At 64.0% G+C, this 17167-nt stretch carries 16 protein-coding genes; 5 read left to right on the forward strand and 11 right to left on the reverse strand.

Going from position 1 to position 17167, the window contains the following annotated elements; all coding sequences use genetic code 11:
- Positions 1-254: 254 nt before the first annotated feature.
- Positions 255-1445 (reverse strand): ammonium transporter, encoded by a 1191-nt coding sequence (locus FQ755_RS25660; protein WP_260858857.1) that lies wholly within the window; start codon positions 1443-1445, stop codon positions 255-257.
- Here FQ755_RS25660 and FQ755_RS38305 point away from each other — a divergent pair.
- Positions 1414-1740 (forward strand): hypothetical protein, encoded by a 327-nt coding sequence (locus FQ755_RS38305; protein ID WP_260858858.1) that lies wholly within the window; start codon positions 1414-1416, stop codon positions 1738-1740. The two genes, FQ755_RS25660 and FQ755_RS38305, sit on opposite strands and share 32 nt — an antisense overlap.
- Before the next feature lie 19 nt (positions 1741-1759).
- On the opposite strand, the gene FQ755_RS25665 is transcribed toward FQ755_RS38305, so the two are convergent.
- Positions 1760-2098 (reverse strand): P-II family nitrogen regulator, encoded by a 339-nt coding sequence (locus FQ755_RS25665; protein WP_006048089.1) that lies wholly within the window; start codon positions 2096-2098, stop codon positions 1760-1762.
- 415 nt (positions 2099-2513) lie between these two features.
- Here FQ755_RS25665 and FQ755_RS25670 point away from each other — a divergent pair, with 415 nt between their 5' ends.
- Positions 2514-2768, forward strand: a complete 255-nt coding sequence (locus FQ755_RS25670) for an accessory factor UbiK family protein (RefSeq protein WP_144157807.1) — start codon at positions 2514-2516, stop codon at positions 2766-2768.
- Positions 2769-2870: 102 nt separating this feature from the next.
- On the forward strand, positions 2871-4496 hold the full coding sequence (locus FQ755_RS25675; RefSeq protein WP_144157808.1) for a YifB family Mg chelatase-like AAA ATPase: 1626 nt from the start codon (positions 2871-2873) through the stop codon (positions 4494-4496).
- A gap of 331 nt (positions 4497-4827) precedes the next feature.
- Here FQ755_RS25675 and FQ755_RS25680 read toward each other — a convergent pair whose 3' ends face one another.
- Entirely contained in the window at positions 4828-5376 is a 549-nt protein-coding gene (locus FQ755_RS25680) for a hypothetical protein (protein ID WP_144157809.1), read from the reverse strand.
- Between the two features lie 232 nt (positions 5377-5608).
- On the opposite strand from FQ755_RS25680, the gene FQ755_RS25685 reads away from it, so the two are divergent.
- Positions 5609-6142, forward strand: coding sequence for a peroxiredoxin family protein (locus FQ755_RS25685; protein WP_144157810.1), 534 nt, complete (start codon positions 5609-5611; stop codon positions 6140-6142).
- A gap of 116 nt (positions 6143-6258) precedes the next feature.
- Here FQ755_RS25685 and FQ755_RS25690 read toward each other — a convergent pair whose 3' ends face one another.
- From FQ755_RS25690 to ugpQ, 4 genes are all read right to left on the reverse strand, one after another.
- A complete protein-coding gene (locus FQ755_RS25690; protein WP_144157811.1) occupies positions 6259-7611 on the reverse strand; it encodes a sigma-54-dependent transcriptional regulator in 1353 nt (450 codons plus the stop codon).
- Positions 7612-7659: 48 nt separating this feature from the next.
- A complete protein-coding gene (locus tag FQ755_RS25695; RefSeq protein ID WP_313957475.1) occupies positions 7660-9594 on the reverse strand; it encodes an ATP-binding protein in 1935 nt (644 codons plus the stop codon).
- On the reverse strand, positions 9595-10884 hold the full coding sequence (locus FQ755_RS25700; RefSeq protein WP_144157813.1) for a dicarboxylate/amino acid:cation symporter: 1290 nt from the start codon (positions 10882-10884) through the stop codon (positions 9595-9597).
- A gap of 356 nt (positions 10885-11240) precedes the next feature.
- A complete protein-coding gene (gene ugpQ, locus FQ755_RS25705; RefSeq protein WP_144157814.1) occupies positions 11241-12023 on the reverse strand; it encodes a glycerophosphodiester phosphodiesterase in 783 nt (260 codons plus the stop codon).
- A 262-nt stretch (positions 12024-12285) separates the two neighbouring features.
- Here ugpQ and FQ755_RS25710 point away from each other — a divergent pair, with 262 nt between their 5' ends.
- On the forward strand, positions 12286-13059 hold the full coding sequence (locus tag FQ755_RS25710; protein ID WP_144157815.1) for a DeoR/GlpR family DNA-binding transcription regulator: 774 nt from the start codon (positions 12286-12288) through the stop codon (positions 13057-13059).
- Between the two features lie 69 nt (positions 13060-13128).
- On the opposite strand, the gene FQ755_RS25715 is transcribed toward FQ755_RS25710, so the two are convergent.
- The 4 genes from FQ755_RS25715 to lipA form a co-directional block, all read right to left on the reverse strand.
- The gene (locus FQ755_RS25715) at positions 13129-13959 is read right to left on the reverse strand and encodes an ABC transporter permease subunit (protein ID WP_260858866.1); all 831 of its coding nucleotides are present in this window, start codon (positions 13957-13959) and stop codon (positions 13129-13131) included.
- Between the two features lie 89 nt (positions 13960-14048).
- Positions 14049-14846, reverse strand: coding sequence for a taurine ABC transporter ATP-binding protein (locus FQ755_RS25720; protein ID WP_144157816.1), 798 nt, complete (start codon positions 14844-14846; stop codon positions 14049-14051).
- A 73-nt stretch (positions 14847-14919) separates the two neighbouring features.
- A complete protein-coding gene (tauA, locus tag FQ755_RS25725) occupies positions 14920-15942 on the reverse strand; it encodes a taurine ABC transporter substrate-binding protein (protein WP_144157817.1) in 1023 nt (340 codons plus the stop codon).
- A 217-nt stretch (positions 15943-16159) separates the two neighbouring features.
- On the reverse strand, positions 16160-17164 hold the full coding sequence (lipA, locus tag FQ755_RS25730) for a lipoyl synthase (protein WP_144157818.1): 1005 nt from the start codon (positions 17162-17164) through the stop codon (positions 16160-16162).
- Positions 17165-17167 lie beyond the last annotated feature (3 nt).

The following is a 17167-nucleotide window of genomic DNA, read 5'->3' on the forward strand; positions in this document are numbered from 1 at the left end:
GACTGGAGAAAAAAGATTGTAGAGCAAATACTTCGTCCATTTGGGGACGGTTTCTCCATTCGCAAGCGGGGGTGAATGCATTCTCGCTATCGGCGCCATAGCCGGCGAAACGGCTCCTGCAGTGCAGTTTAGCGCGATTCACCCAGAAACAGACAGTGCGGCACAGCAAAGAAAAAGGCCCGCCGGAGGGCGGGCCAAAGTCGCTGCGCTTGATTCGTGATCGTGAATCGTAAAACCTTGAAACCGCTGAAACCTTATTCGACGTGCTCGCCGTGCAGGCTGACGTCGAGGCCTTCGCGCTCCTCTTCTTCCGTCACGCGGATGCCCATCACCAGGTCGATGGCCTTCAGCAGGATGAAGCTCACCACGCCGCTGTAGACCAGCGTCGTCAGCACGCCCTTGGCCTGCAGGATGACGCTGCCGTCCGCGCCGCCGATGTCCTTGACAGCAAACACGCCGGTCAGCAGCGCGCCCACGATACCGCCGATGCAGTGCACGCCGAAGGCGTCGAGCGAGTCGTCATAGCCGAGCTTGGCCTTGAGCCACGTTGCCGACCAGAAGCAGATCACGCCGGCCGCAATACCGATCACCAGCGAACCGCCGATGCCGACGAAACCCGAAGCCGGCGTAATCGCCACCAGACCAGCGACCGCGCCTGACACGATACCGAGCACCGACGGCTTGCCCTTGGCGATCCATTCAGCAAACATCCAGGCGAGTGCTGCGGCAGCGGTCGCGACTTGCGTGGCGAACATTGCGAAGCCGGCACGGCCGTCTGCCGCCACTGCCGAACCTGCGTTGAAACCGAACCAGCCCACCCACAGCATCGCGCCACCGATCAGCGTCAGCGTGAGGTTGTGCGGAGCCATGACTTCCTTGCCGTAGCCGACGCGCTTGCCGAGCACGAGGCAACACACCAGACCGGCGATACCGGCGTTGATGTGCACCACCGTGCCGCCTGCGAAGTCGAGGATGCCTGCCGTAGCCAGCCAGCCGGTCGGTTCCCAGACCATGTGAGCGATCGGCGAGTAGACGATGATCGACCACAGCGTCATGAACACCAGCATCGCCGAAAACTTCATGCGGTCAGCAAAGGCACCCGTGATCAGCGCCGGCGTGATGATCGCGAAGGTCATCTGATAGACGCAGTAGACCGTTTCCGGGATCGTCGGAGCCAGGTGGCTCACCGTCAGCGTGGTCGCCTTGTCGCCGTGGATGTAGTTCATCCCGGCCATGAAGACGCGCGAGAAGCCGCCGATGAACATGCCGCCCGGCGTGAAGGCAAGGCTGTAGCCCACCACCACCCAGACGATCGTCACGACGCAGGTGATCGCGAAGCTCTGCATCAGCGTCGCGAGCACGTTCTTCTTGCGGACCATGCCGCCGTAGAACAGCGCCAGACCCGGGATCGTCATGAACAGCACGAGCGCAGTGGAGGTCAGCATCCAGGCGGTGTCGCCGGAGTTGATCTTCGACGAGTCGACCGAGAACGGTGCGGTCGGAGCAGCCGGGGCGGCTGCGGCGGCAGAGGCTGCCGATGCATCAGGTGCGGCAGCGGCGGTGGCCGGTGCCGAAGCCGCGGCGGCCGGGGCGCTGGCCGTCGTATCGGCGGCGGGCGCCGAGGCGGCCGCGGGTGCTGAAGCGTCGTCCGCGAGAGCGGCGCCGACACCGCTCGCCAGCAGCGATCCGGCCATCAGCAAGGACATCAATAATTTGCGCATCTTCGTTTTCCTCTTGTAGCTAGTCGCTATCGTTCTAATTACAGGGCGTCCGCCCCGGTCTCCCCGGTGCGAATCCGAATCACTTGCTCGATCGGCGTGACAAAAATCTTGCCGTCGCCGATCTTGCCGGTGCGTGCCGCACGTTCGAGCGCTTCGATGGCCTGATCGACGATGTCGTCCGAGACCGCAGCCTCGATCTTCACTTTCGGCAGAAAATCGACAACATACTCTGCGCCGCGGTACAGCTCGGTGTGGCCTTTCTGACGTCCGAAGCCCTTCACTTCTGTCACTGTGATTCCGGAGACGCCGATCGCCGACAAGGCTTCGCGCGCCTCATCGAGCTTGAACGGCTTGATGATTGCGGTAATCAGTTTCATGAAATCCTCGCTGTGTTTGCGTAACCCGTTGCGTAACCTTGTTCCCCTGAACTGTTGCGTCGAATCGCGATTGGTCCTCAAACCGGATCGATGCAATACCGGTAAAACTAGCCGGCAGTGCGCGCGGGGCAGTAACAGCAACTCGCATGCCATGTGAGCGTCATATTCGCTGGAACCGGTCCCCGAGAACGCGCCGTTTGCCCCCTGGCCGGATGGCCAACGCTGGCGGGGGACGGTGGCGCGCCGCCTGGATCGTTGCTAGAGTGTTCGCAAGCAACGGATGTGAAAGCGCGCACCAAAGGCGTACATGACGCCGCGCTGGCCATTCGGCCATGCACCATAATCGAGCATTGCCGAATCCGTGGCACAGACGTAATGACACATGCACACTTTTTGTGCGCCCAAGGGGAACACCATGAAACAACCGAACGACGTCTTTAACGATTTTCAGGCCCGCGTTAGCGATCTGCTCAAGAACTCGCCGGCCAAAGATGTCGAACGCAACGTCAAGGCCATGCTGTCGCAAGGCTTCTCGAAGCTCGATCTGGTTACGCGCGAAGAATTCGATACGCAGACCCAGGTGCTGGTGCGCACGCGCGCGCGCCTCGAAGAACTCGAACGGCGCGTGGCCGAGCTTGAACAGAAGCTGCCGGTGACGCATACGTCGTAAGGCGCGTCTGAATGCTGCACATCACAGGCAAGCGAGCCGTGACGTCATCAGCGTTTTAGGGAGTCGCGCGCGCCGCCGGCGCGCCGTCTGACGGGAGAAAACATGTCGCTTGCCGTGGTGCGCAGTCGCGCGCCGGCCTCTGGCCGCGCGCCCGAAGTAACGGTCGAGGTTCACCTCGCCAACGGATTACCCTCTTTTTCGATCGTGGGCCTGCCCGATCTCGAAGTGCGCGAAAGCCGCGAACGCGTGCGCGCCGCACTGCAGAACTGCGGCTTCGATTTCCCGGTGCGCCGCATCACCGTCAATCTCGCTCCCGCCGACCTGCCGAAGGAATCCGGCCGCTTCGACTTGCCGATTGCGCTCGGCATCCTGGCGGCGAGCGGACAGATTCCGGTGGAATCGCTGATGCACCGGGAATTCGCCGGCGAGCTGTCGCTGACCGGCGCGCTGCGGCCCATGCGCGGTGCGTTCGCGATGGCTTGCGGCACGGCGCGCAGCCATGCGGCGCAGGCGCGCGGCGAAGGCAGGCCGAATCTGGCCACAGGGATGGCGGCCAACCCCACGCCGCACGACTTGCTGAACGCCGCCGCCGAACCCCCGCAGCGTCCCGCCGAACTCTATCTGCCGGCGGCCAGCGCCGCGGAGGCGGCACTCGTACCCGGCGTGGACGTCTACGGCGCCGCCGACCTGCCGTCGCTATGCGCCCACCTCGCCGGCGTGCCGGATTGCCGGCTGGCGCCCGTCGCGGCCCCTGAACTGTCCGCGACACCTGCCACGCCGCTTGCGGACATGGCCGACGTCATCGGCCAGCGCGGCGCGCGGCGAGCACTCGAAGTCGCGGCGGCGGGCGGCCATCATGTTTTGATGGTCGGGCCGCCGGGCGCCGGCAAGTCGATGCTGGCGGCTCGCCTGCCGAGCCTGCTGCCGCCCATGACCGACGACGAGGCGCTGACCTCGGCCGCGTTGCTGTCGGCCAGCATGTCGGGCTTCTCGCCGACGCAGTGGCGCCAACGGCCATTCCGCGCGCCGCATCATTCGTCGAGCGCCGCGGCGTTGGTGGGTGGGCGCAATCCGCCGCAGCCGGGGGAGATCACCCTGGCGCATCTGGGCGTGCTCTTCCTTGACGAAATCCCCGAATTCGACCGTCACGTGCTCGAAACTTTGCGAGAACCGCTCGAAGCCGGCCGCATCACCATTTCGCGGGCAGCCCTGCAGGTGGATTTTCCGGCCGCCTGCCAACTGATCGCGGCAATGAACCCCTGCCCTTGCGGCTGGCGCGGCGACCCGAATGGGCGTTGCCGCTGCACGCCGGAAATCGCCGCCCGCTATCTGCGCAAGCTGTCCGGGCCATTGCTTGACCGCATCGACATCCAGCTCGAGATTCCCGCGCTCACGTCCGCCGAACTGGCGGCACGCTCCACCACCCACGGCGAATCGAGCGCCGTTATCGCCGCGCGGGTCGGCGCGGCGCGCGAGCGCCAACTGGCGCGGCAAGGAAAAACCAATCGCGAACTGAACGGACGCGAAGTAGACGAGGTCTGCCGCCCCGACGCAGCTGGCGAAGCGCTGCTACGCGAAGCGGGCGATCGCTTCGGATGGTCGGCGCGCGCCTATTACCGCGTGCTTAAGGTGGCCCGCACCATCGCCGACCTGGCCGGCACTGAAGTGCCGAGCGCCGGCCAAGTCGCGGAAGCGGTTCAGTACCGGCGCGCCTTCTCAAGTGGATAAAGCAAAAAAATATCTGTCAAGACTTGACTTATGCACATAAAAGCATTTCTTGCAGATCTAAAGTAAACTGAAAGGCAAGCGCGGAGCATTTTTGATAACGCATTGATTCTATTGGATTTTACATTTCCCGCTTAGTCGGGAAAAAGTTCCGGGAGGCCCGCCGGACGGGCATTTGAGCCCTCTCGCGGAAGGTTCTCCACAAAGTTATCCACAGGTTCTGTGGGTAACGGAAAAATCCTCATAAAATCCGGCTATTAGCGTCATAACCTGCGAAGCGACTTTACCTTTGCGCGGTGAACTGTCGCGTCTGCGGACCAGCGCCCGCGAGGGCTCAATAAAGCTGGAACGACTGAAAAAATTGATCCACCTGCTCCTGCGGCAGCGGCTGGCTGGCGATGATTGCCGCCTGATAGACGTGCCGGCCGTGGGCGACAAACCGCGCGTAGATCGTGCGGGTCTCCTTTTGCTCGCCGGCCTTGCCGCTTAGCTTCATTTCGAGGCCGGGCACCTGGCCACCCGCTGCCAGCGGAATCTGCACCGCTTGCGTCTGCGGCATTGCGCCGACGTTGCGGGCCAAGCCCGTGCGCAGGAAATCGAGCGCCGTGCGCTGTGTCTGCGGGTCGTCGGAGGGCAGCGTCACCGTGCCTACCGCGAAGACGGCGTTGCCGGCTTCGGCGGTTTGCATCGCCATTTTCATCGGCGTTCCGCCAATCTCGAGCTGGCGCGCATCGTTGCCGGGTTTGGCCGGCAGATCGACGGTGTAGCCGTTGTCGTTGTTCATCACCGTGCGCCAGTCGTAGGTTGGCGAACAGGCCACCAGTATCGCGCCCACGGCCAGCAGGCAGGCACTGGACCGCAGCGCGGCGCGTAGTGGGGCCATTGCGGCCCAGGTGCGGCCAGGAGCGCTTTTCCGGCGCACCGCCAGCTCAAGGTCAGGCAAAAGACGGGGAGTTGAGCGCCGCAAAGCAGATCGAAACATGAGCACGAAGTCGCGAAAGACCAGGCATAAAACCCCATTATCGCCGACGCGCGCGCCCAGCCGCCGCGCCGGATTGGGGCTACAATACGACGCAACGTTGCGCGCGGCTTGCGCGAATCTCGAGGTCCCGTCCATGAGCCCTACCCCGTCTGCCCCGCTGACAAAGCGCACCAGCCCGATCCGCTACATCGTCATGGCGGTCGTCGCCGGTGCTATCGCGATTGCCGGCTACTTTGCCTTCAACGGCCAGCAGCGGGTGCCGGACGCCACCTTCACGCTGCTGTCCGGCCAGAAAGTCTCGACCGCCGACCTGAAAGGCAAGGTCTATCTGATCAACTTCTGGGCCACCAACTGCGACACCTGCGTGCAGGAAATGCCGAAGATGGTCGATACCTATAACCGCTTCAAGGGCCAAGGCCTCGAATTCGTCGCGGTGGCAATGAACTACGACGCGCCCATGTACGTCACCAACTACACCGAGACGCGCCGCCTGCCCTTCAAGGTGGCCATGGACGACGGCTCGGCGGCCAAGCAGTTCGGCAATGTGCAACTGACGCCGACCACCTTCCTGGTGGACAAGGACGGCACGATTCTTAAGCGCTACGTTGGCGAGCCGCAGTTTGCCGAACTGGATCAACTGCTTGAAAAGGCGCTGAAATCGGCCTGAAGCAAGCCGGCAGCACGGCAGCAACGGCAAACGCACGACCCGTCAGATAAAAAATGCGCCGGTCGCGGACCTTTCCGCTACCGGCGCATTGCTTTTTGGGGGCCTTCAACGCGGCCTCACCGCTCACCGTCCCCCTTTGCCGCCAGGCCGTAGCGCTTGATCTTCTCGTAGAGCGTCGCCTTGCCCAACTGCAACCGGTCGGCCGCCACGGCCACCGCGCCGCCGGTCTGCTCAAGCGCCTCGGCGATCACCGCGCGCTCGAACTGCTCGACGCGCTCCTTCAGCGAATGGCTATTCGCGCCCTCGTCGGCCGATGCGGTCAGCGGGTCTTCCGCCACGCCGAGCACCAGCCGGTCCGCGGCATTACGCAATTCCCGCACGTTACCGGGCCAGTCGCGCTGCATCAGGCCGGCGCGCTGGCGGTCGGTGAGCATCGGCGCGAGACGTTGATAGCGCACCGCGGCATCGAGCAGAAAATGCTCGAAGAGCGGCACGATGTCCTCGCGACGCTCGGCAAGCGGCGGCAGCGCGATGGTCACCACGTTCAGCCGGTACAGCAGGTCACGCCGGAAGGTGCCGGCGGCGACGTGCTCCAGCATGTCGCCCTTGGCGGCAGCCACGACACGGCAATTCACGCGAATCGGCTGATTCGACCCGAGCCGCTCCAGCACGCCGTCCTGCAACACGCGTAACAGCTTGACCTGCAGACCGAGCGGCATGCTTTCGATCTCGTCGAGAAACAGCGTGCCGCCCGAGGCATGTTCCAGCTTGCCGATACGCCGCTTTGCCGCACCGGTAAACGCGCCGGGTTCATAGCCGAACATCTCCGATTCGAACATCGGCTCGGGCAGCGCGCCGCAATTCACCGCGATAAACGGCTTGTCGCGCCGCGGCGACAATTCGTGCAGGCTGCGCGCGATCAGTTCCTTGCCCGCGCCGGTATCGCCGTTGATCAGCACGGATGCGTCGGTGGGCGCGACGTTCGCGATCAGCCGCCGCACCTGCTCGATCACCGGGCTGCGGCCGATGATGCGCGGCGCCACCGTGTTCTGCCCCGCCAGCTCGCGGCGCAGCGCGTGGTTTTCCAGCACCAGCGTGCGGCGTTCCAGCGCGCGCCGCACGGTTTCGATCAGCCGTTCCGAGGCAAACGGCTTCTCGATGAAATCGTACGCGCCGTCGCGCATCGCCTGCACGGCCATCGAGATATCGCCGTGTCCGGTGACGAGAATCACCGGCACGTCCGGTGCGCGTTCGTGGCATTGCGCCAGCAGATCGAGCCCGCTCGCACCCGGCAAACGAATATCGCTGACGATCACGCCCGGAAAATCCGCGCTGATGGAGCGCGCCGCCGATTCGACCGACGCATGACCGGTGACGTCGAAGCCCGCGAGCTGCAGGCTTTGCACGCTCGCGCGCCGCACCAGTTCGTCGTCCTCGATATACAGCACCGGCAAACCGTTGTTGACCATGGTCCTTATCACCTTAAAGCGCGCGTGCGCATCTGAAGCCGCCTGAAATCAGGACCCTGCCGTGAGTGGATCGATTGCCTGCACGCGCGCGCGGCGCAGCGTGAGCACGAACACCGCGCCGCCGTCCGGCGCATTGCGGGCGGCCAGCGAGCCACCGGCATCGCGTGCGATCGACGACGAGATTGCAAGCCCGAGTCCCAGTCCGTGGCCCATTTCCTTGGTCGTGAAGAACGGCTCGAAGAGGCGCGGCAAGATATCGTCCGGAATGCCTGGGCCGTTGTCGCGGACCGAGATGGCGAGCGTCGCGTCTGCGGCCTCGATTTCGATCTCGATGCGCGGCGGCGCAAGCCCCGCCGTGGCGTCCAGCGCATTGCCCAGCAGATTGATCAACACCTGCTCGAGCCGCAAATCGTCGCAGTTCGCGACCAGCGCGGGATGCTCGGCTGACGGATCGAAGCACTCCCGCGTACCGGTCTCCGCGTCCACCACCGTCAAGGTCACCTCGACGCCCGCGAGGCGCTTTTGCAGCAGCGCCAGCACATTGCGCAGGGCTCGCGCGAGCGGCGCCCGCGCGCTACGCGGTCGCGCTCGCCCCACGAACAGCTTCAGCTGATTGGTGATCTTGCCCATGCGCTCGGTGAGCGCCGCGATCGCTTCGAGGTTCTCGCGCGCCAACTCCTGATCGCCGCGTTCGAGCAGCACGCGAGTGTTGTCCGAGAAGCCGCGCAACGCCGCCAACGGCTGATTCAATTCATGCGTGATGCCCGCCGCCATCTGACCGAGCGCGGCCAGCTTGCTCGCCTGGATCAGCTCATCGTGCGCCGAGCGCAATTCCTGCTCGGCGCGCGTGCGTTCGCTCACTTCCTTCTTTAGCTGCTCGTTCGCCTGCGACAGATCCGCGGTCCGTTCTGCGACTCGCTGATTCAACTCCGCATAAGCGCGTTGCAGCAGCTCGCGGCTGCGCATCATCTCGCGCACGCGCGCGCGCCGCATTCGCCAGTAGAACGCCAGCAGGCACAGCGTGACATAGCCGAAGCCGACCACGATGGCGTCGTTGCGGGCGTCGGCGTCGACGGGATCGACGCTTGCCAGGGTGATCAGTTGCCAGTCCGGCTCGCCCATCGCCCGGCGCGACGCCAGATAGCGCGGCGCATAGCGCCCGCCGCCGACGCGCACGATCTGCGCATCGTCTTCCAGCGTGCGCTCGATCGTCACCGGCAACGGCGGAATCTCCTGCTGCGCGTACTGGCGCGTCTGAAAGATCGAGTCGGCCACCGCGCCCGACAGCGGCCGCACGGTGTGATATTTCCAGGCGGGCATGGACGACAGAAAGATCACGCCGTGATCGTCCGTGACGATCAGCGGCTCGGCCGCGTCCGCGCCCTGAAACCATTCGAGATTGAGTTTGACGACCGCCACGCCGACGGTGCGTCCGTCGCGCCGTACCGGTTGCGAGATGTAATAGCCAGGATCATGCGAGACCGTGCCGATGCCGAAAAAACGGCCCACGCCGCCCTTCACCGCATCGACAAAATATGGCCGGAACTGATAGCCCGCGCCGACGAAGCTCTCCGGCTCATGCCAGTTGCTCGCCGCGATACAGGTTCCGTTCGTCTGGATGATGTAGGAGGCCGTGGCCCGCGCGTGGCGGTTGAGGTCTTCCAGATAGCGATTGGCGCGCTCGACATTCGGCGCGCCGGGACTCACCAGCACGTCCTGCACGAACGGATGCTCGGCCAGCAGATAAGGCAGCGACTCGTATCGCTCCAGCGTGCTCTTGAGCGCATTGGCGGTGCGGTCGACGCGCACCGCCGCGTTGTGCCGCAAGATGTCGATACCGCGCTGCCACGCGATGCTCCACGTGAGCCCGCACGCCGCCACGAGCCCGGCGACGAGCGCGAAGAGGATCAGCAGGCGGCGCGTCACGTTGGCAGATTCCGTAGGGTGGTCTGCGGTTATTGTGGCATAACGCGCCGCGCTGATTCAGGCACCCGCGGTTTCGGTTTCCTTGACGGCCGCCACTTCGCCGCGCAACACGGCGCGCAGCTTGTTGCGGTCCAGTTCCTTTTCCCAGGCCGACACCACCACGGTCGCCACGCCATTGCCGACGATGTTGGTCAGCGCGCGGCACTCGCTCATGAAGCGGTCGATACCGAGAATCAGCACCATGCCCGAAAGCGGAATGGTCGGCACCACGGCGAGGGTCGCCGCCAGCGTGATGAAACCGGCGCCCGTCACGCCGCTTGCGCCCTTCGAGGTCAGCATCGTGACGGCGAGCAGCGTGAGCTGTTGCGTGAGCGTCAGATCCGTGTTGGTGGCCTGGGCGATGAACAGCACGGCCATCGTCATATAGATGTTGGTGCCGTCGAGATTGAACGAGTAGCCGGTCGGCACCACGAGGCCCACCACCGAGCGCGAGCAGCCGAGCTTTTCGAGCTTCAGCATCAGTTGCGGCAGGGCCGCTTCCGACGAACTCGTGCCGAGCACGATCAGCATCTCTTCCTTGATGTAGGCCACGAAACGCAGGATGTTGAAGCCCACCATCCGTGCGACCGCGCCGAGCACCACCACCACGAACACGGCCGAGGTGAGATAGAACGTGCCGATCAGCTTGAGCATCGGCAGCAGCGAGCCGATGCCGTACTTGCCGATGGTGAACGCCATCGCGCCGAATGCGCCGATCGGCGCCAGCTTCGTGATAATGCGCACGATGCCGAACAACACGCTCGAGAGGCTTTCGACCAGATCCGTGACCGCCTTGCCGCGCACGCCGAGCGTCGCCAGCACGCTGCCGAACAGCATGGCGATCAGCAGGATCTGCAGGATTTCGCCTTGCGCGAAGGCATCCGTGATCGTGCTCGGAATGATGTGCATCAGGAACTCGACCGTGCTCTGGCCGTGCGCCTGCGCGGCATACGAGGCGACTTCCTTGCCGTTGAGCGTCGCCGGATCGACGTTGAAGCCGGCGCCCGGCTTCAGCACGTGCGTGGCGATCAGGCCGAGCACCAGCGCGAAGGTCGAGACGATTTCAAAGTACAGCAGCGCCTTGCCGCCGACCCGCCCGACCTTCTTCATATCCTGCATCCCGGCGATGCCGGTCACGACCGTACAGAAGATGATCGGCCCGATCACCATGCGGATCAGCTTGATGAAGGCGTCGCCGAGCGGCTTCATGTCGATGGCGATGGAGGGCGAGTAATGACCGAGGGCGATGCCGACGACGATCGCCGCGATCACCTGGACATAGAGCACTTTATAGAAGGGTTTCTTCACGAGGGTTCCTGCGATGTGGATGAGCCAATGGCCTGCCACGCTGCGCATCAATGCGAACGAATGGACGTGTCGCCTGTGCACGGCATCGGGCCGCGACAAGACGACGAATTCAGAAGTACCGGGAGGGGAAATCGGACATCGTTGTCTCCTTGCTTTAGTTGTCGGGCCTGTGCGGCCGCGCTTTTACTTTGCAAGGTCGATGCCAGTTGGATCGCGCTGCTTTCGCTTTGATTTTTATGGGGATTTTTGTCGGGGATGGCGTCCGTCGTCCAGCTTTCCGGAAATCCGGACGGCGGACGTCGCGATTTCAAGACAGACCGGGCGCATCCCGGCTGCCCGATGCGCCGCCGGATCCGTCAGGATTCGCTGCGCGGCGCGCACAGCATGTCGTGCGCGAGCAGATCGATGCGGTCGGTGCAGATCATGTCGACGCCCCATCCGGCGAGCAGCTTCGCGCGCTCCGGGTCGTTCACCGTATAGACAAGCACGCGCAATCCCTCGGCGCGAATCGCGGCGACCCGTTCCGCGGTGAGATGCTTATGGCTTGCATGCAGCGAGACGCAATCGAGTTCGCGCACGATGCGCAGCCAGTCGTCCGGCACCGCGTCGAACAGCATGCCGCGCGGGAGCGTGGGAGCCGCTTCGCGTGCGGCGACGAGCGCCTCGAACGAGAATGACGACAGCAATGGCGGCGTCTGTTTCTGCCACAGGGCGAGTGCCGCGCCGGCGACTAGCTGGCCGGTCAGGGTGTCGCGTCCTGGACACGGCTTGATTTCGATGTTGGCGGCAATACCGTCACGCTGGCAGCGCGCCGCCGCTTGCGCGAGCGTCGGCAGGCGTTCGCCCACGAATGCCGCGCCGCGCCATGAACCGGCATCGAGCTTTTCCAGTTCCTGCCAGGTGTGCTCGGCGGCAAGACCGTGGCCGTTGGTGGTGCGATCGAGCGAATCGTCGTGCAGCAGGAAGAGGTGATCGTCCGCCGAGAGCTTGGCGTCGAATTCGACCATGCGGTAGCCGTAGCGCTTGCAGGCGTCGAAGCCCGCCAGCGTGTTTTCCGGAGCGAGCGTTCCGCCACACCGATGCGCGACCAGCCGCGGATACGGCCACGCGGCGCTAGTACGATCAATTCCGGTTCCCACGTCTCTATACCTTTGAAATAGACTGAATCGAATCAGGTGGCAGCACCCAATGGAAACGGCTCGCATGGTTCCCGTCAAGCCATGGTGCGGCGCCGGTAACGGTAGGTTACTTGCCGAATACACAAATTTGCAAGGTCACCAAAAAATACAACGCGAACCGGGTAAAGTAGTATCGATGACATAGGCCGGACATACAAGCGTGTCAGCGGCGACATCAACAAAGCAAGCAGTCCAGACCGATTTATTCACAGAGAGAAAACGCATGTGGCAGGAAGACCGTCACCAAAGAATTCGCGCGCTGCTATCGACATTGCAACGGGTGTCGACCGAACGGATCATGGCGGATCTCGGGGTATCGCGCGAAACGGTGCGGCGCGACCTGCTCGATCTGGAGGCGCTCGGCGAATTGCGACGGGTGCACGGCGGCGCGATCAAGCCCGACGACGAAGCGCCCATCGCCGAACGCGCCCATACCCGCGTCAAGGCCAAGGCGGCCATCGCCAAGGCGGCAATGGGCGTGATCTCCAGCGGCCAGACGCTGTTTATCGATGCAGGCACAACCACGTCGGCGCTCGCCGAAGAACTCGCGAAACTCGCCAATCTCACCGTGGTGACCAATTCCATTGATGTTGCGTTGAAGATGCGCGGCGCGGCCGAGCAACAGGCAGAGGCCGCCAACGAGGTCATCCTGCTGGGCGGCTCGATCAGCGACCGGGCCATGGCGACCGGCGGCAGCACGACGATTCTCGAGATTCACCGCTACCGGGCCGATGTGGCGTTGCTCTCGCCGGTGGGCGTCGACCCGCGGCACGGCGCCAGCAACTACGATCACGCGGAGACGGAGGTGGCGCGGGCGATGGTCGCCAATGCGCACCGCGTGGTGATCCTCGCCGATTACAGCAAGATCGGCCAGCGCAGCCGTATCTCGTACTGCCCGCCGGACAAGATCGACGTGCTGATTACCAACAAGAAGGCCGCCGAGGCAGCGGAATTCGCCGCGCTGAAGAAGAAGGTGGCGCGGATCATCCTCGCCTAGCTTTCTGAAGGGCCGGCATGGGGATATCGCGCCATGCCGGCACGTAGCCTTGGGTCGAAGCGGCGGCTACTACGCCCGACCTTTCCACGGCACCAGCCGCCGTTCGAGTGCGCGCATGCCGAGATCGAATATCCACGCAATCAGGCCGATCAGCACAATGCCCATCACCACGACGTCGGTGCGCAGAAAGCTCGACGCGTTCAGCACCATCTGACCCAATCCCGCAGTCGCCGCCACCATTTCGGCGGCAACCAGCGTGGTCCAGCCGAAGCCGATTGCTATCCGCAACCCGGTCAGAATCTCCGGTAACGCGGCCGGCAACACGACATGGCGCACGATCTGCGCGAAGCTGCCGCCAAGCGAATACGCCGCATGAATCTGCTCGACAGTCGCGCTGCGCGCGCCGGCGCGCGCGGCCATGGCAATCGGCGCAAAACAGGCGAGGTAGATGACGACGATCTTCGCCGTCTCGTCGATGCCGAACCAGATCACCACCAGCGGCAAATACGCGAGCGGCGGCAGCGGCCGGTAAAACTCCAGCGGCGGATCGAGCAACCCGCGCGCCACCCGGCTCACGCCCATCAGGATGCCCACCGGCACGGCCGTCACGGTGGCGAGCGCAAACGCACCGAACACACGCAGCGCGCTCCACGCGAGATGCTCCGATAACGGCAGGCCACCCTGGATGCGTCCATGGCAGGCGTCGATGAAGGCGGCCCAGACGGCTTCGGGCGTCGGCAGAAACAGCGGCGGCAACCATTGGAAATGCGTGGCGATCCACCACAACGCGGCAAGCGCGCATACGGACGCCACGCTCAACGCGGCGGTCGGGCCTTCGCCCGGCATGCGCCATGCGCGTACAGGCCGCGCATTTTTCCTTGACCGCCACTGAGACCGCAACGGCGGCGCGACCGCAACCGGCTTCGCGTCCGTCACCGACGTGCCCTGCTGAGCCAGCGGCGTCTTGCTGAACGAATCATGCGAAACCGTCACGACACCACCTCTTCCGGCGCGCGCCGATGCAAACGCTGCACCAGCCGCTCACGCCACTCGATAAACTCAGGCGACGACTTCACCGCGCGGGCATCGCGCGTGTCGAGAAAGCGGCGCGCGAACGGCAGCTCGTAGCTCTCTGCAATACGGCCCGGTCCGGGCGTCATGACGACAAGACGCGTCGCCAGAAACAGGGCCTCTTCGACGCTGTGCGTAATGAAGAACACCGTCTTGCGCGTGCGGCCCCAGACGTCGAGCACGAGTTCCTGCATCGACTCGCGCGTCATAGCATCGAGTGCGCCCATGGGCTCGTCCATCAGCAGCACTTCGGGGTCGCTCGCCAGCGCGCGCGCAATGCCCACGCGCTGCTGCATGCCGCCCGACAGTTCGTAGACCCGCGCATGCGCATGCTGTTCGAGGCCGACGAGCGCCAGCATGGCGCGGGCGACGCGGTGACGCTCCGCTTTCGGCACTCGCTGAAAGCGCAAGCCGAGCGCGACGTTGTCGAGCACGTCGAGCCAGGGCATCAACGCATACTTCTGAAACACGACGCCGCGATCGGCGCCGGGACCGTTGACGAGTTCACCGTTCAGACGCACGTCGCCCGCCGTGGGCTGAATAAAACCGGCGATGCAGTTGAGCAAGGTCGTCTTGCCGCAACCGGAGGCCCCCAGCGCAACGACGAACTCGCCGGATTCGATGCGCAGATCGACGTCGGCGAGCGCGACGTTCGGCGCCGCACCTCGCGCAGCTTCGTAGGCGACATGCAGTCGCCGGATCTCTAGACCGCTCATTGAAATGCCTGGTAGTTCGAAAGACCTGGCGGCGCCCGCCCATGCCGACGATGCGCGGCGCCTGGCAAATCTTTTAGTGTGCCGCCTGCTGGACGAAGTGCGGATCGATGCCCGCCGAGTAGTCGGGCAGCACGTTCTGGATCGTCCCTTGCGTCTTGAGGAACGCGGCCGTCGCAGCCAGCGATTTCGCCGCGCCGGATTGCGCGCCGCCGCCGAGCCACGTCGTCGAAGCCTGCTGGGCCGCCGACGGGAACGCGTACAACGCGAGGCTCGCCGGCACGTCCTGAACATTTGCTCCGGACTCCTTGGCGACGGCCGCCACTTCAGGCGAGTTCGTACTCCATGCCGAGGTGTGATCGCGATAGCTGGCGTCGCTCGCAGCCAGCACCTTGACAAAGCGCGCGACAAACTCCGGATTCTGCTGGGCAAACTTGCGGTCGACCACGAAGCCATCGAAGGTCGCCTTGCCGGTTTCCTGTGCGACCTGTCCCGAGGTAATCAGCACCTTGCCGTTCTTCTTCACCTTGGCAAGAACCGGATCCCAGATGTAGGTTGCGTCGATGTCGCCACGGTCCCACGCGGCCGCGACTTCCTGCGGGCGCAGGTTGACGATCTTCACGTCAGCCGGATTCACGCCTGCCGCCTGCAATGCCACCAGCGTGTGGAAATGCGAAGTCGACACGAACGGCACGCCAATTTTCTTGCCTTTGAGGCCGGCGATGCTCGTCACGCCGGAACCGTCTCGCGCCACCAGCGCTTCGGCATCGTTGATGTTGTCGAGAATCCAGAACAGGGAAATGTCGACGCCTTGCGACAGACCCGCCGCGATCGGACTGGAACCCGCCTCGCCAAGCTGGACCGAACCCGACGCGAGCGCGCGCACCACTTCCGCGCCGCTGCTGAGCTGACGATAAACCACCTTGTAGCCCGTCTCCTTCTCGACTTCGCCGGTGGCCTGCGCGTAGCGCCACGGCAAGACCATGTCCTGATATGCGATCACCACTTCTTTAGTGTCGGCATGAGCGGCGCTCGCAAAGGGAGCGCAGACGGCAAGCAGCGCGACGAGCGCGGCAAGCGGGCAGAAGAGTCGGTTCATCGAGAAGCCCCGTTTTAATGATGTTTGGGAGGCTTTCGACTATAGGGAGTTTGCGCGCGGACGGTTCTAACGAATTCTCGATTGCTAATCACTCTGTTTGGGCATTGCTTTTTACGTTGGGTTGGATGGGGGGGTGGCACTAACCCAACGAGCCCAGACACAAAAAAGCCCGCAACCAGTGCGGGCTTGATAACCAAGGCAACTGCCGGAAAGACGCTCAGACCACGCCGGCCCCATGCGCCTGCAGGTCTGCGTGATAGCTCGACCGCACCATCGCGCCCACCGCCGCGTGCGTGAAGCCCATCTTGTAGGCTTCTTCCTCGTACATCTTGAATGTGTCCGGATGCACATACGAGCGAACCGGCAGATGGTGCTCGGACGGTTGCAGATACTGGCCGATCGTCAGCATGTCGACGTCGTGCTCGCGCAGATCGCGCATCACCTGAAGAATCTCTTCTTCCGTCTCACCCAGACCCACCATCAGCCCCGACTTGGTCGCGACATCCGGGTGCAGCGCCTTGAAGTCCTTCAGCAACTTCAGCGAATGCGCGTAGTCCGATCCCGGGCGCGCTTCCTTGTAGAGACGCGGCACCGTTTCGAGATTGTGGTTCATCACGTCGGGCGGAGCGGCATTGAGAATGCCCAACGCGCGATCCAAACGGCCGCGGAAATCCGGCGTCAGAATTTCGATGCGCGTTTCCGGCGAAAGCTCGCGCGTCTGACGGATACATTCCACGAAGTGTGCAGCGCCGCCGTCGCGCAGATCGTCACGGTCCACACTGGTGATCACCACGTACTTCAATTTCAGCGCCGCGATCGTGCGAGCCAGATTGCCCGGTTCGTCGACATCCAGCGGATCGGGACGGCCGTGGCCGACGTCGCAGAACGGGCAACGGCGCGTGCACTTGTCGCCCATGATCATGAAGGTGGCGGTGCCCTTGCCGAAGCACTCGCCGATATTCGGGCAGCTCGCTTCTTCGCAAACCGTATGCAGGTTGTGCTCGCGCAGAATCTGCTTGATTTCGTAGAAGCGCGAATTGCCGGTGGCGGCCTTCACGCGGATCCAGTCCGGCTTCTTCAGCTTTTCGATCGGGATGATCTTGATCGGAATGCGCGCGGTCTTGGCCTGCGCCTTCTGTTTCGCCGTCGCGTCATAAGCGGCGGGGGCGGCTGAGGCATCGGTGGCGGCAGAGCCGGCGAGGTTCGCGGTAACGTCAGTCATTCG

The sequence above is a fragment of the Paraburkholderia sp. BCC1885 genome (assembly GCF_900996235.1).
Classification (GTDB): Bacteria; Pseudomonadota; Gammaproteobacteria; order Burkholderiales; family Burkholderiaceae; genus Paraburkholderia.